Origin of the sequence: Cupriavidus sp. SK-4, from assembly GCF_000611125.1 — a bacterium.
GTDB lineage: Bacteria > Pseudomonadota > Gammaproteobacteria > Burkholderiales > Burkholderiaceae > Cupriavidus > Cupriavidus necator.
On the sequence record NZ_JFJW01000060.1, the window covers coordinates 1 to 13,199 of the forward strand.

The 13,199-nt window shown below is 64.8% G+C and carries 12 protein-coding genes; 2 read left to right on the top strand and 10 right to left on the bottom strand.

The features are described 5' to 3' along the window. Positions 1-171: 171 nt before the first annotated feature. A complete protein-coding gene (locus CF68_RS12310; protein ID WP_235205749.1) occupies positions 172-1,428 on the bottom strand; it encodes a glutamate carboxypeptidase in 1,257 nt (418 codons plus the stop codon). Positions 1,429-1,851: 423 nt separating this feature from the next. Here CF68_RS12310 and CF68_RS12315 point away from each other — a divergent pair, with 423 nt between their 5' ends. Further along, positions 1,852-2,532 carry a LysR family transcriptional regulator gene (locus tag CF68_RS12315; RefSeq protein WP_051591512.1) on the top strand — a complete coding sequence of 227 codons (681 nt, stop codon included), beginning with the start codon at positions 1,852-1,854 and terminating at the stop codon, positions 2,530-2,532. Positions 2,533-2,993: 461 nt separating this feature from the next. On the opposite strand, the gene CF68_RS12320 is transcribed toward CF68_RS12315, so the two are convergent. The 9 genes from CF68_RS12320 to CF68_RS12360 all read right to left on the bottom strand — a co-directional run bounded on the left by CF68_RS12320 (position 2,994) and on the right by CF68_RS12360 (position 12,086). Continuing rightward, entirely contained in the window at positions 2,994-4,169 is a 1,176-nt protein-coding gene (locus CF68_RS12320; RefSeq protein ID WP_200872555.1) for an MBL fold metallo-hydrolase, read from the bottom strand. A gap of 16 nt (positions 4,170-4,185) precedes the next feature. Further along, on the bottom strand, positions 4,186-5,607 hold the full coding sequence (locus CF68_RS12325; RefSeq protein WP_051591513.1) for an MFS transporter: 1,422 nt from the start codon (positions 5,605-5,607) through the stop codon (positions 4,186-4,188). 91 nt (positions 5,608-5,698) lie between these two features. Then, positions 5,699-6,856 (bottom strand): FAD-dependent monooxygenase, encoded by a 1,158-nt coding sequence (locus CF68_RS12330; protein ID WP_035819055.1) that lies wholly within the window; start codon positions 6,854-6,856, stop codon positions 5,699-5,701. Positions 6,857-6,866: 10 nt separating this feature from the next. Beyond that, a complete protein-coding gene (locus tag CF68_RS12335) occupies positions 6,867-7,625 on the bottom strand; it encodes an aspartate/glutamate racemase family protein (protein WP_035819057.1) in 759 nt (252 codons plus the stop codon). Next, on the bottom strand, positions 7,622-8,116 hold the full coding sequence (locus CF68_RS12340; protein ID WP_035819058.1) for a thioesterase family protein: 495 nt from the start codon (positions 8,114-8,116) through the stop codon (positions 7,622-7,624). Before CF68_RS12340 ends, CF68_RS12335 begins: the two co-directional genes overlap by 4 nt. Then, positions 8,113-9,825, bottom strand: a complete 1,713-nt coding sequence (locus CF68_RS12345; RefSeq protein ID WP_035819060.1) for an AMP-binding protein — start codon at positions 9,823-9,825, stop codon at positions 8,113-8,115. The genes CF68_RS12340 and CF68_RS12345 overlap by 4 nt, the downstream gene beginning before the upstream one ends. 15 nt (positions 9,826-9,840) lie before the next feature. Next, positions 9,841-10,113, bottom strand: a complete 273-nt coding sequence (locus tag CF68_RS38280) for a hypothetical protein (protein WP_035819062.1) — start codon at positions 10,111-10,113, stop codon at positions 9,841-9,843. Next, positions 10,110-10,766: a VOC family protein gene (locus CF68_RS12355; protein ID WP_035819065.1), complete on the bottom strand. Its 657-nt coding sequence runs from the start codon at positions 10,764-10,766 to the stop codon at positions 10,110-10,112. The genes CF68_RS38280 and CF68_RS12355 overlap by 4 nt, the downstream gene beginning before the upstream one ends. A 33-nt stretch (positions 10,767-10,799) precedes the next feature. Further along, positions 10,800-12,086 carry an alpha/beta hydrolase gene (locus CF68_RS12360; RefSeq protein ID WP_035819067.1) on the bottom strand — a complete coding sequence of 429 codons (1,287 nt, stop codon included), beginning with the start codon at positions 12,084-12,086 and terminating at the stop codon, positions 10,800-10,802. 71 nt (positions 12,087-12,157) lie between these two features. Between CF68_RS12360 and CF68_RS12365 the strand changes: the two genes are divergently transcribed. Continuing rightward, a complete protein-coding gene (locus tag CF68_RS12365; RefSeq protein WP_235205750.1) occupies positions 12,158-13,024 on the top strand; it encodes a TetR/AcrR family transcriptional regulator in 867 nt (288 codons plus the stop codon). Positions 13,025-13,199 lie beyond the last annotated feature (175 nt).

The window sequence follows — 13,199 nt, forward strand, 5'->3', positions numbered from 1 at the left end:
AGTTGTTCAGCTGCCTGTGCCGTCCCGCACAGTAAGCCGCCGGCAAGCAGGGCATATGCCAGCTTAACTAATTTCATTTGAGTTCCTTCAAAATGCCGTGGGAGCTGCCGCATGCAGCTCCCGTCACTGCCTGGTTGCTTCAGTAGGTGCGAATGCAGGACTGACGCAACATCACAGGCCCTGGCCCAGATCCATCACCATGCGGGTTGACATGTAAAGGCGGCGCGGAATCGTGTCGATGCGGACATACTCCGCAGCGTTGGTATGGTAGTTGGCGCCGGGCAGGCCCATGCTTTCCAGCACGGGCTTGCCGGAGAGCGCCGCATAGGCAGCATCCGTGCCGCCGCCGCTACGACCTTCGTTGATGACGATGGTGCCGCCAGCTTCGCTTGAAATGGCCGCGGCCTTTTCCGCCAGCTGCCGCCCGTCGGCAGTCGCATTGAACGGCGGCCGCCCGCGCGTCAGGTTGATCTGGATCTGGGACTCCGGCAGGAGCTTGCGCGCAGCGCGCTCGTCCAGCATCTGCTTGACCGCGTCGATGTCTTCCAGGTGCCCGTAGCGGACATCCGCGTTGACCGTGGCCGCGGCGGGAATCACGTTGTTGGCGGTGCCCGCCTTTGCCATGGTCCAGTTGAAGCGGATCTCCTTCGGCTTGTTGTCGATGTCCTGCGTCCGCAGGATCAGGTCGGCGGCTTCGGTCAGCGCATTCACACCCAGCTCAGGCGCCGCGCCCGCGTGCGCCGCACGCCCGCCGATCTGCGCTTCCACGTAGGCGATCCCGGAGGTGCCAAGCCCGAACGCCTCCTTCTCGCCAGAGGGCTCGTACGACAGCACATAGTCGCTGTTGGCGGCGAGCGACTGGATCAGCGTGCGCGAACCCACCGAACCCTTCTCTTCGTCCGTGTTGAACATGACGGTGATGGTGCCGAAGTTCTTGAAATTATTGGCCTTGAAAATGCCCAGCGTGTGCAGGATCAGCGCGATGCCGCCCTTGCAATCGGCAATGCCGGCGCCGTAGGCGCGGTCGCCTTCAACCCGGAACGGCGCGGTAGCCAGCGCGCCGCGCAGGTACACCGTGTCCATGTGGGCGATCAGCAGGATGTTCTTGCCGCCGGTGCCCTTGATGGTGCCAACCACGTTCTCGCCCACGACGCCAGCCTCCGCCGGGTGCCGGGTGACCGTCGCGCCCAGGCTTTCGAGCCGGTTCGACAGGTACTGGCTCATCTGTGGCATACCAACGGCATCACCCGTTCCGGTCTCGATATTGACCAGTTCTTCCAACGTCTTGATGACACCGGCCTGGTCGTTGGCCGCGGCCGAATATACGGATTCGTAATTCGGCGCAATTGCCGCGATTCCGTCGGAACAGCCCGATGTCAGGAAAGGCAGCGTCAGCGCAATGGCTGCGCAAAGAAGCGTTCGTTTCAATTCAAGCTCCCTTGGAGGATGGATCAGGCGGTCGACTCTGTGGTCGCTTGGTCGTTTTTTCTGTTTTAAGTTCACGGGTCGCACCGGACCCTCGGGCGCCGCTGACTGCGGGGGCGGTTCCCATCGTGTAGCGCTTCGCTCTGACAGAACGGGACGCCATGGGGCCAGCCGCAAAGTGCGGCGATCCCGACTGCGCGCTCGCCGGTGGCGTCACTTGCTTATGTCCGTCAGCCGAAAGCAGGCCGTATGATATGGAAACGCCGGCATGTGCGGTACGCACGAATTTTGATGGCTATAAGAGCCGGTTATTAGGCGCAAGACCCTGACTTCCCAGGCAGTCGCCGGGGTCGTACCGTACGCCGCTTGCTTGCCTGCCGTCTGACGCCACCGTACACTCCAGCCGCAATCTGACCGACCCTCTACATGAAGCTACACCACGTCCACGCGCTCATCGCCATCGCCCAGCACGGCAGCATCAACGCCGCCGCGCGAGCGCTCTGCCTCACACAGCCGGCCATCACGAAGACGATGCGTGAGCTGGAAAGCGAGGTGGGCGTGCCACTGTTGAACCGGAATTCATGGGGTGTCACCGTCACTCAGGAGGGCCGCAGACTCTTGGAGCGAGCGCGAGTGATTGCGTCCGAATTCGAAAGAGCGGAACTCGAGATGGCCGAGATTCGCGGAGGCAAGGCGGCCTCAGTGCGCATCGGCATTTCGCCGCTGGCAGGACTGACAGTACTACCGGAAGCTTTTGTCAGATTCCGACTTGCCATGCCAGAAGTGGCAATGGAATTTCTCCAGCTTGATGCGATGACGCTGCTGGACGGACTTCGGAATGGCCAGCTTGATTTCGCCCTTGGAGGCTTCTACGAAGCGCCGTCAGATCCGTTCATCGTCAGCACCGCCCTGGCCACCTTCCCCGGGGTCTTCTCCATTCGGCGCGAAAGCCCACTCGCCGGCGCACGACCTTCGCGCAATTGCAGGACGCCGAATGGGTGCACGCCGACGCGAGCGACGCGTACCCGCGCTATCTTGCGGGACTGTTCAACCGCCATGGCTTGCCGCAGCCCCGGCGTATTACCCGCTGTACCTCCAGGGTGCTGATCGACGCATTGATGACCCACGTGGATGCCGTCATGCCCTTGTCCTGCATTACGCTGCAAAAAACGCAGCCTGATCGCGGACGTGCAGCCATTGCTGTTGCCGGAGGATCCGCCGAGCCTCAATCTTTGCCTGTTGACGAGAGAGGGCAGCATACAAACAAACACCGCCACATACTTCATCCGATGCATTCATGAGGCAATTTCTGGATAAACGCCAGATTGTCCGGCGCCGCACTGGAACACGTGTCGGTGGCCATGTCCGGCGGTGCTAAATCCAGACTCGGGCCGGGCCCAAGAAAAACAGCCCGAGGGCCGCGGAGGCGCTGTCCTGCGCTGCACCGCATTTGCCCGGCGTCAGGCATCGACGGCAGCGGGCCCTTTCCATACCCGTCCCGGCTGCCTGGCCGACGCCCGATCCCATCGGGGACCTGCTTTCTCAGCCAGCAGACCGCTGGCAACCTGCTAGCGCGCCTTGCCGGCAGAGACCGGAGCGCCCACCCCAAGCCACATGAGATCCTTGCCGACCACCACCCGGCCGGAATACCCCTCTTGCGCCCGGCGCCACCGGCTTTCGCTGCTATCGGCGGGCGCCAGGTGTGACAGGACCAGGGTCTTCACCCCGCTAGCCTGCGCGACGGCGCCCACGGCCTCCACAGCGGTGTGGCTTTCGATCAGGTGGCGCGCCTTGGCTTCCTGCGCCGGATTGCGCGGCTTGGGCAGGAATTCGTCGATCCATTGCGTATCGATGACCTCGTGCACCAGCACATCCGCCCCCTTGGCCAGCCTGATGAGGTTCTGGCTCGGACTGGTGTCGCCCGAGACCACCACGGAACCGTCCGCCGTATCAAAGCGGAACGCGAACGATGGATACACGGGCGCGTGGCTGACCAGTATCGCAGTGACCTTCACCTTGTCATCCTGGTAGACCGGGAATGGCTGCATGTCCGGTGCCGGGTCGCGGTTGGCATCCGCTACCACGCCGTCCGGCACCTTGATGTCTTCCACGGCGACAAGGGTATGGGGGTCCGGCTTCTGGCTGTCGCGGATGTTGTCATTGATATCGGTGGCGAATGCCTTGTAGATCGACTCAGTCATGGCCACTGTTCCGGGCGTGGGATCTTCCGGGTGGATCACCGGAACATTGGTCCGGTTGGCACCGGCCACTGGTACCAGCGAGCCGCGGGGGCCGGGTCCGAACACCCTGACCGGTGTCTTCCGCGCTGCCAGTCCATCGGTGGACCCGAACAGGAACAACGCCGGATAGTCCACGACATGATCTGCGTGCAGGTGTGTGATGAATGCCGCGCGCAGCGACGACAGTCCGGGCTTGCCCGGCATCTTCCCCAGGCCAGCCTGAAGGTAGCGCCGCAGCCAGCCCTGGCCGAAGTCGATCAGATACACGTCGCCGTCCACCACAAGAGCCGAGGAAATTCCGGCCAGGCTCGTGCCTCCGTAGGAGGTACGGCCCGCAGCGGTTCCAAGCAGGACCAGGCTGGTACGAAATCCGGAAGCGGACGAGGACTCAGCCGCAGCCCCAGTGCCGCCGGCATTTGCCATTGCGGGCATCAGCGCCACCAGCAACCATTGTGCGAGCAAGACAAGCCAGCTCGCGCGGTGCCTCGGAAATGTGAAGATCATGTTCTTGTACCTCGCATTATTTGCGGAACGGGGTAGCGGCTTCGATACCGGTGAGGTCTGCCCCGACTTCGGGCTCAGGGATACTGACCGCAGCCTGGACGCGCCCGGTCCGGTAGATGCCGATCGCCGCGACCACTGCCGGAATCGCCAGCAGGAGGTAGAGCGCCCCATTGCTCCATCCCGCCGATAGCAGCAATGCGCCACCGAGCGAGCCTGCGATGGCCCCCACCCGGCCAATACCAAGTGCCCATGCCACGCCGGTCGCGCGGCTCGACGTCGGGTAGAACGCCGACGCCAGCACATTGGCGCAGACCTGCGATCCGCTGACGCAGAAGCCAGTGACGAAGATCGCGGCCGCCACTGCCGTGGGCGCGCTCACCGAAGCCAGGCATGCCACGGCGATGGCACCGAGCGTGTAGGCGCCGGCCACCACGGCATAGGGATTGAACCTGTCGAGCAGCACGCCCAGTACGATGGCACCCAGCACGCCGCCGCCCTGCAGCAGTCCCGCGAGCATCGACGCTTCCTTCAGCGTGAGGCCGCTGCGCTGGACCAGGATCGGCAGCCAGTTGATCATCAGGTACAGCAACAGCAGGCTGCAGAAGAATGCCAGCCACAGCCACAGCGTCCCGCGCCGGTAGCGCGGCGCGAAGAGCTGGCTGACCGGAGAACTGGGGCCCTCAGGCTCGTCGGTGACGTAGCGCTGGCCGCCCGTGACCCGGCTTGCATCGATGCGTGCCAGGGTGGCGGCGATCCGTGCCTGCATGCCTTCACGCGTGGCCAGGTAGCGCACCGATTCCGGCAAGGCCAGCGCCAGTACCGGAACCAGCGCCAGCGGCAGCACGCCGCCCAGCGCCAGCACACCGCGCCAGCCGACCAGTTCGATCATGTACGCGGTCACCACCCCGCCGAGCGCGGAGCCAAGGGAGAATCCGCAGAACATGATCGTCAGCAACATGCCACGGCGACGCGAAGGGCTGAACTCGGCGGTCAACGTGATCGCATTGGGCATGGCTCCGCCCAGGCCGATCCCGGTCAGGAACCGCAGCGCGATCAGCCAGCCGATGCCTGGCGCCGCGGCAGATGCCGCACAGGCAGCACCGAACCAAGCCACCGACATGACCAGCACGCGACGCCGGCCAATGCGATCGGCCAGCGGACCGCAGAGAAAAGCGCCGGTCATCAGCCCGAGCAGGCCTGCAGAGAAGAGCGGCCCCAGGGCCACCACCGACAGCGACCATTCGCCGCGGATATGGGGAGCAAGAAAACCGATAATGGCGATGTCGAAGCCGTCCAGTGCCACGATCGCGAAGCACAACGCGATGGTGCGCAACTGCAGCGATGAGAGGCGCGCCGCGTCGATGAATTCGCGCACGTTGACGGCGGCGCGCACAGGCGCGCCGGCCGCCGCGCCTTGGGGGGCGGATGAGGCAGTCATGTTGTCTCCTGGGATGGTCAGCGCACAGCCGCTATGCTGCGGCTTGTGCGGGTACAGCGGGGTTTTGCGAGAACTTCGCGCAGGCGCGCGGCTACGCCGCGGCCGGTGCATCAACGGGATGGTGATGGCCACCCGCTTCCACGCGGGCGATAAACTCCGGGTCGCGCTGGCGCAGGCCTTCATGCGTGACCCTGCCGGTGCGCAGCATGTAGTCGTAGGCGAACGCCACCGGATCGAGGTGCATCTTGCTGTCGACCGACTCGTACCAGTCGAGGCTGCGGCGGGCCGCGTCCTGGAACTTCGCCGATGCATCGCGCCGGCTGTCCTCGAACGCCTGGAACGCCCCCGGCACATCGTCGCGATGCGAGCAGACGGCATCGCACAGCGCGATCGCATCCTGCATCGCCATGCGGGTGCCGGAGCCCAGCGAGAAATGCACACTGCGCAGCGCGTCGCCGAGCAAGACCACCTTGCCATGCGACCAGTGTTCATTGCGCACCACGCTCGCCTGGAACCAGTTGGAGCGATTTCCCAGCAATGCGTGACCGCCCAGGTCTTCCGCGAAGACCTGTTCGCAGAAGGCGCGGCTCTCTTCTTCCGTGGCGGTGTCAAGTCCCGCGCGCTGCCACGTCTCGGGGTCGACCTCCACCAGGAAGGTCGACAATGTCTCGCTGTACTGGTAAGCGTGAGCCATGAACACCCCGTGGCCGGTCTCCCGGAAGATCAGCGAGACCGGGTGAAACAGTTGATGGGTGCCGCACCAGGCGAACTTGTTGCGGCGCACATCGAAACTCGGCTGGAAATGCTCCGCCAGCCGGGTCCGGACCTCGCTGTTGATGCCGTCTGCCGCCACGATGATGTCGGCGCCCGGCAGTTCAGCCGGATCGCTCACGCGGCTGCCGTAGCGAATGTCGACGCCGGCGTCGGCGCACGCCTGCTGCAGCACGCGCAGCAGGTCGATGCGCGAGGTACGCGAAAAGTGGTTGTTGTGCAGCGGCACCCGCACCCCTTTGTGGGTGACCTCCATAAAATCGCAACGCTGGTGATGCGCGGTGAATTTGCGGAAGAACGCCGGATCTGCGCCCTCCAGGAACGACAGGGCGACGTCGGAAAACACCACGCCCCAGCCGTAGGTGGCGCCCGCCTGGTTGCGCTCGTGCACGACGATATGATGTTCAGGATGCCGCTGCTTGAGCAACAGCGAGAAGTACAGGCCGGCCGGCCCGCCTCCGATAACGGCGACATTCATGGTAAGCCTCTCACTTGCTGGCCGGCGCAAGGAACGCGCCGGCGTTGGGAACGACGGGTGCCAGGTCAAGGTGCTCCAGCATCTGGCGAACCGTGCAAACCGCCGTGGATGTGACCGGCAGGCCGATCGCGTCCTGCGCTGCCTGGATCGCCGGCAGCGACGGCATCTGCACGCAGGCCGACAGCACCACGACGTCGGCATTGGCGGTGTTCAGGCGCCTGACGTCCTGCAGCAACTGCATGGGATCGCGGCGCCCGACCTCCAGGTTGTCGGGGATCTCGAATGAAAGCGCGTCCAGGACTTCGATGCCTTCATGTTCGATGTACTGCACCACCGCTTCAGTCAGTGGCTTCATGTACGGCGCCATCAGCGCAATCCGGCGCGCGCCCATCGACTTCAGGCCCGCGACCAACGCGCCTGCGGATGTCATCACCGGCGCGTCACAGTGGTTCTCGCGTGCGACGCGCAACAGGTCCTGCTCCACCTGACGGTGGTAGCCGGGGCCCATTGCCATGATCGCAACCAGGCAGGCGGTGCTCATCACGTCGACGCGCGCGTCGGCGAGTTCGGCGGCACAGCGCAATCCCTCGCGGTTCATTACCTCCAGTTCTTCGCGCACCACGCGGTGCATGCGCATGCGGCTCGAATGGAAGGTGAAACGCTCCGGCAGGATCTGCTCCCGCGCGTGCAGCATCGCCGGGATCTCAGTCTCCATCGTCGTGTTGGAGCTGGGCACGATCTGCCCGATACGGTAGGTACGACGGTTCATGCTGTCTGGCCTTGGTGGGATGGGTTGGCAAGATGGTGCGTCTCGCAAGCGCGCCGATACTGCTCCAGTGCATTGCGCAGCGAGGCTGGCACATTGATGGCATCGCGGGTCCCGCGGCGCACGCAGATCGGGGTGAGACGGGCGACGAATGCGGTGTCGCGGCCTTCGCTCATTCGCGCCGTCAGTTCCAGGGTGTAGGTCCGCGTGCCGATGGCCTCGACCTGGACCTCGATATCGAACGATTCATCGGGCCAGAGCGAACGGCGGAAGTCGAACGCCAGTGCGCGTGTTGGCGTGCCGAAGCCAAGCTCGTCCTTGGTGCGTTGCGGGCGGCCGTCGAACAGGCGCTCGTAGAACAGCTCCGCGGTGGAAATGACGTATTCCGAGAAGGACGGCGTATAGACCACGCCGGCCGGATCGCATTCGCCCCATTTGACGCGGCGGCGTACGACGAACGGTGTGTCAGCCAGTACGGCTTCGGTACAGATCATGCTGGCACCCTCCCCGTTCCATCGTTTCCGGCCATGCCCGCCTCCACTTCCAGCCGGCGTGCCACCATGGCCCGCAGCGCAGCCTTGTCGACTTTCCCGACCCGGGTCACCGGAAACTCCTCGACCACTTCGATGCGCTCGGGGCATTTGAACTTCGCCAGTCCCTGGCCAACCAGGAACGCGGCAAGCTCCGCAACATCCGGAGCCGCGTGCCCGGCGCGCAGGATCAGGTAAATGCAACCCTTCTCGCCGTACAGCGGGTCCGGCATCGCCACCAGCTTGGCGTCCGCCACCGCCGGATGGCGACTGACATACGCTTCCACCTCCTCCGATCCGATCTTCTCGCCGCCGCGATTCACGTTGTCACGCAGGCGGCCTTCAAAGGCGAAGCAGCGGTAGCCGTCGATCACATGCTCGGTCATGAGGTCGCCGGAGCGCACGAAGCCATCTGGCGTCAGCGTTTGCACGCTAGCCTCCGGCGCCTTGTAGTAGCCGCGCAGGCTTGACGGGCCGCGGAAGCAGAGTTCGCCTGGCGTGCCCTGCGGCACCGGCTGGTCGGTTCCCGGCGCCAGCAGGCGGTGCTCGTCATCCGGGCAACCGGAGAAGCCCTGCGTGCCATGGCGGACTCCTGCGGGAAGGCGAGCGCCGGCACCGAGCAGCAGCCCTTCGGTGGTGCCGAACAGGTTGAAGCAAGGCACGCCGAGGTGCGCTTCCAGCGCGTCGGCTCGCGTCATCGTGCCGAACAGTTCGAGCGATGAAAGATCGTGCCGCGCGATCTCCTGGTAGGCGATCATCTGCGGCGCAACCGGTCCGATCGACATGCCATGCGTGACGCGATGCAGCTCGATCAGTTCGAGCATGCGCGCGATGTCGACGCGCGGCATCAGCACCGATGTCATGCCACCGGCCACGGTCGGTACCAGCACGTATAGCTGGCCAGCGTTATGCAGCAACGGCAGTGACCAGATCAGGCGGCTGTGTTCGGTCTGGCCAAGCTGGCGCATGCAGGCGAGCGCATGGCCGATGTACTCGGCATGGAAGCGGGGAATGATCTTTGGCACGCCGGTGGTGCCCCCGGACAACTGGAAACTCAGCACATCCTGGCTGCCGATCGACACCCGGGCCAGCACGGCAACTGCCTCTTCATAGGATATGCCGTCGATCAGCGCGTCCAGGCCGTGCTCGCCGCACGCACCGGGTCCTTGCACGGGCTCGCCCCGGGCCACGATCAGGTGCCGCAGCGACGGATGACGCTGCGCCATGCCGCGCGCAAAGCCGGCAAGGTCGAAGGCACTGAAGTCGGCCTGCACGAAATAGGCGCGCGGCTCCGACAGCGCGGACAACTGGCCGATTTCCACTTCACGGTATTGCGGCACGGCACACACCGGCACCACGCCTGCCTTGTAGCAGCCCATCAAGGCAATGGCCGTATCGATCGTGGTCCCCATCTGGAAGATTGCGCGATCCCCGGGCCTGAGACCAAGCTGATGCAGCGCGGCGCCCAGGCGCTCGCTGCGCTGGTCGATTTCGGCGAAGGTGATCGAGCGCTCGTCGCTGATAAATGCCAGGCGGTCCGGGTCACGCCGCGCGGTCTTGCGCAGCGCCCCGCCGAGGGTGTCGTCCACCCACGCCCCGGTCTCGAAGTACCTTGCCGCGTCCGCTGGCGGGCAATACGCCACGCCGTCGATCGGAAACTGAATACCGCTCATGATTGCCTCCCGCTCTCAGGCCGACTCATGGCCGCGCGGCACGATGCGCACGGTATCGCGGCCGAATGACTCGATCCTGCCGTCGAGGCCGCCGGTGAACAGGCCATACCAGACCGCGGGCTTCAGCCCCAGTGCGCGACGGCCGAACTCGATCGGCTCGCTCGCGGCAATCACGGTATAGTCGCCGAGGTCGCTGACATGGCAAGCCGGCAAGCGGCGCGCGGCTTCCGTCAGCGAAGCGAACTCGGGCACGTTCAGCACGAAGATGCGCAGGGAAGACCGGCTCATGCGTGACACTCCTGCTCCAGGTCCAGGCGGCGGCCCAGGATCTCTGCCTTGCGCAGCCAGATCTCGTCGATCGAGGTCACGCGAGCTTGCTTGGCGCGGGCCTCGTCCTCCAGCTCGATCGCGGCGGCCAGCGTCGCATCGGCGTCGCGCGCGTCCAGCGCAGCAAGCGGGCGGAGCTTGCGCGTGATCTCGATGAAGTAGCCATTGGGGTCGCGGAAGTAGATCGACTCGATCACCTCGTGCGCGGTCTCGGTGGACACCACGACGCCACGCGCTTCCAGTCGTTCCTTCCATGCCAGCAGCGCTTCCTGCGTATCGACCAGCCACGCCGTGTGGGTGGCGTCGAAGACGTGGTCGTCCGGAAACGGGGGGCGGGTGTCGCGGCCGGCAAGGCCATCCGGCTCATCACTGCCAAGGTAGTAGAAGAAGGCGATGGTGCTGCCCTTGCCGCTGTCGAAGAAGAAGTGCAGAAAATCGGGATGCGTCGCCGGGCCCCAGCCGCGCGCCGAGATCGTGTGAATGAGCGGCAGGCCCAGGATGTCGCGGTAGAACGTGACGGTTTCCTTCAGGCGCCAGGTCGGCCTGGCGGTATGGTCGACGCCGTGCAGGCACAGCGGCGCGCCGGCATCTGGTGAAGCGGTACTTGCAAACATCGTTGCGTCTCCGGATCGGATTGGTCGGGTGCGTTATTGGGGAAAGGTCTCGCGCAGCCAGGTCTGCAGCAGGCGGCCCGCCGCGTAGCGGCCTGGTTCTTCGCCCCTGGCCAGCGCGCGGCCGTGGTGGTCGCCGCGCACGCGGTGGTGCTGCTTGTCAGTGCTGGCTATGCTGTGGAAGATGTCCGCGATGACGCCTGGAAAACAGGCCTGGTCGGCCGTGTATTCGATCAGCAGGGTGGGCTGGTGAATGGCCGGGGCAGTCCGGGACAGCGCCGCATTCGACGACAGCCCCGACCATGTCGACAACCAACTCTCTGGCGAGCAGACACGTGCGAAGCCGACTGAACCGTAGTTGGACGCAAACGGGTCCGCGCCCCAGAGCGATCCGTACTTGCGGTCAGACGGATCGAGCGACAGGTCGAAGCAGCGCAGGTCGGCATCCGTGCGCCACACGGTGAAGAGCTGCGTGTGGGCGGCGCGGCGGCGGATGGCATCGCTGACGGTACCGGGGTTGCGCTTCACCTCGGCGCGAGCATCCATGCGCTCGGCAATCATCGTCCTGGCCAGGTTGTCGAGGCGCTGCACCCGCATGGCCTGCGCAGCGCGATACCGCGCGACAAAGCCGGCGTGGTACGCGGAGGACTGAGGGGCCGGCGCAAAGCCATTGGCTGCCGAGAACGCATCGAGCGCCGGAACGACGGAAAGCGGATCAGCTTCATCGCTCACCGCCGGGTCGATGCAGCCCTGCAGCAGCACGCCCTGCCCCGGGTGCGGCGCGACAAACACGACGCCATCGACCGCCGGCAGCGTCGCTGACGCGAGATTGGTGGCGCGGCCGCCAGGCGTCCTGGGGATTCGTGCCGCGGGGGCTGCGTTGGATTGCTGGACATACAAGGCGTACAAGCCGCTGCCTCCGGAATTGCCGAGCAGCACGATGCGGCGGAAACCCGCTTCACGCAGGTAGCGCACGCTTGCGGCCACGTCGTAAAGCGCGAACTCGTGCTCCAAGCGCTGGTCATTGCCGACCGAACGCGGCGACTGCGACCACGCCGCGCAGCCCGCTGCCACGATGTCCGGAATCAGGTAGTGGCAAGCCATGAATTCACGCGGATGCATGATGCAGACCACGGTATCCGGCTGGCCTGCGGCGTAGAGCGAGCCACCCGTAGCGGCCCCATCCTCCGTGCGCAGCACGACGTTGCGCGTCACCGTGCCGGGTGGCACGTCGCGCGGGTTCCAGTCGGTATTGAGAAACCCGGCAATCGGGCCGGCTGCCGGGGGCGATGCGTGGGGGGGCGTCTTGGAACTTGTCATCATCTCACTCCGTTTTTTACAGCATAGTCCATTTTTCGACGTTATCGTAAATTTATTCGAAGCCGCGTCGAATCATGGATCGAAGTGATCTTTGTGGCACTATTTCGGAAGAATTCAACGCAATTCGCCGGCCATTGGGGTGGCGCGTCCGCGTCTTATTGTTTATCGTGGTGACTTCTCGACGCCTGCGTCGAAAAACTGAATGGCAGTCCATGGCAAAGACACAGACCAAGAGCGACGCACTGCGGGACTCGATCCTGGAAGTTGCGACCCGCCTCTTCATCGAGCGTGGCTTCGATGGCACCGGACTCAACGACATTGCCGACGCAGTGGGACTGAGCCGCCCCGCGCTGTACTACTACGTCAAGAGCAAGGAAGCCATCCTCGAGGAACTGACCACCGCGGTCACGCGCACCGCAGCGCAACTGGCGACCGAGGCGATCCCTGAAGCGATGCGCACGCCTGCCGGCATTCTGCGCCACCTGGTGCTGCGCCATGCCACGCTGATCCTGTCACACCCGTTGCAGTTCCGCGTGGTGGAGCGCAACGAAAACAACCTGCCGCTAAAGCAGCGCAAGATGGCGGAACAGTCGCGCCGCGCGGTGCTCGAGCAGTTCCGGCAAGCGATCGAATTCGGCATCGATCATGGAACATTCCGCGTGGTGGACGCAAAAGTCGCGGCGTTCTCGATCATAGGGATGTGCAACTGGACCGCATGGTGGTTCAATCCCGCCGGACAGGTTTCCATGGAGGATGTCGCAAGTCAGATCGCGGATATGGCGCTGCGTTCGGTGGAGTTGCCCACCAGCCGCGCACTGGAAAAGCCCGGTCCGGCAGCCATCCTGCAATTGCTGCGGGACGACCTGACGCTGCTTGAGCGCAGCTTGCAAGTGCCGGCTGCGGCCGAGCCCGATTCCGGGCGTAGCAGTGGCCAGCCCTGAGCGCGCGGGCTGGGGCGCCGGATCGTGACGCACGTTAACATCGCATCGGACGGCAACAACACCTTGCCTGCCGCCTCCCGGTGCGCGACTCAGCTACTGCAATCGCATGCTCCTCCCGGAGCTTGTGACACCCTGCACGTTCATACTAGGGCGTGTTCACTCTATCTGAGCCCGT

Coding starts and splice junctions, on each gene's coding strand:
- CF68_RS12325 (WP_051591513.1), bottom strand. CDS start 5,607: ATGACTGCCTCATCCGCCCCCCAAGGCGCGGCGGCCGGCGCGCCTGTG.
- CF68_RS12355 (WP_035819065.1), bottom strand. CDS start 10,766: ATGTTTGCAAGTACCGCTTCACCAGATGCCGGCGCGCCGCTGTGCCTG.
- CF68_RS12320 (WP_200872555.1), bottom strand. CDS start 4,169: ATGATCTTCACATTTCCGAGGCACCGCGCGAGCTGGCTTGTCTTGCTC.
- CF68_RS12365 (WP_235205750.1), top strand. CDS start 12,158: ATGGATCGAAGTGATCTTTGTGGCACTATTTCGGAAGAATTCAACGCA.
- CF68_RS12360 (WP_035819067.1), bottom strand. CDS start 12,086: ATGATGACAAGTTCCAAGACGCCCCCCCACGCATCGCCCCCGGCAGCC.
- CF68_RS38280 (WP_035819062.1), bottom strand. CDS start 10,113: ATGAGCCGGTCTTCCCTGCGCATCTTCGTGCTGAACGTGCCCGAGTTC.
- CF68_RS12330 (WP_035819055.1), bottom strand. CDS start 6,856: ATGAATGTCGCCGTTATCGGAGGCGGGCCGGCCGGCCTGTACTTCTCG.
- CF68_RS12315 (WP_051591512.1), top strand. CDS start 1,852: ATGAAGCTACACCACGTCCACGCGCTCATCGCCATCGCCCAGCACGGC.
- CF68_RS12335 (WP_035819057.1), bottom strand. CDS start 7,625: ATGAACCGTCGTACCTACCGTATCGGGCAGATCGTGCCCAGCTCCAAC.
- CF68_RS12345 (WP_035819060.1), bottom strand. CDS start 9,825: ATGAGCGGTATTCAGTTTCCGATCGACGGCGTGGCGTATTGCCCGCCA.
- CF68_RS12340 (WP_035819058.1), bottom strand. CDS start 8,116: ATGATCTGTACCGAAGCCGTACTGGCTGACACACCGTTCGTCGTACGC.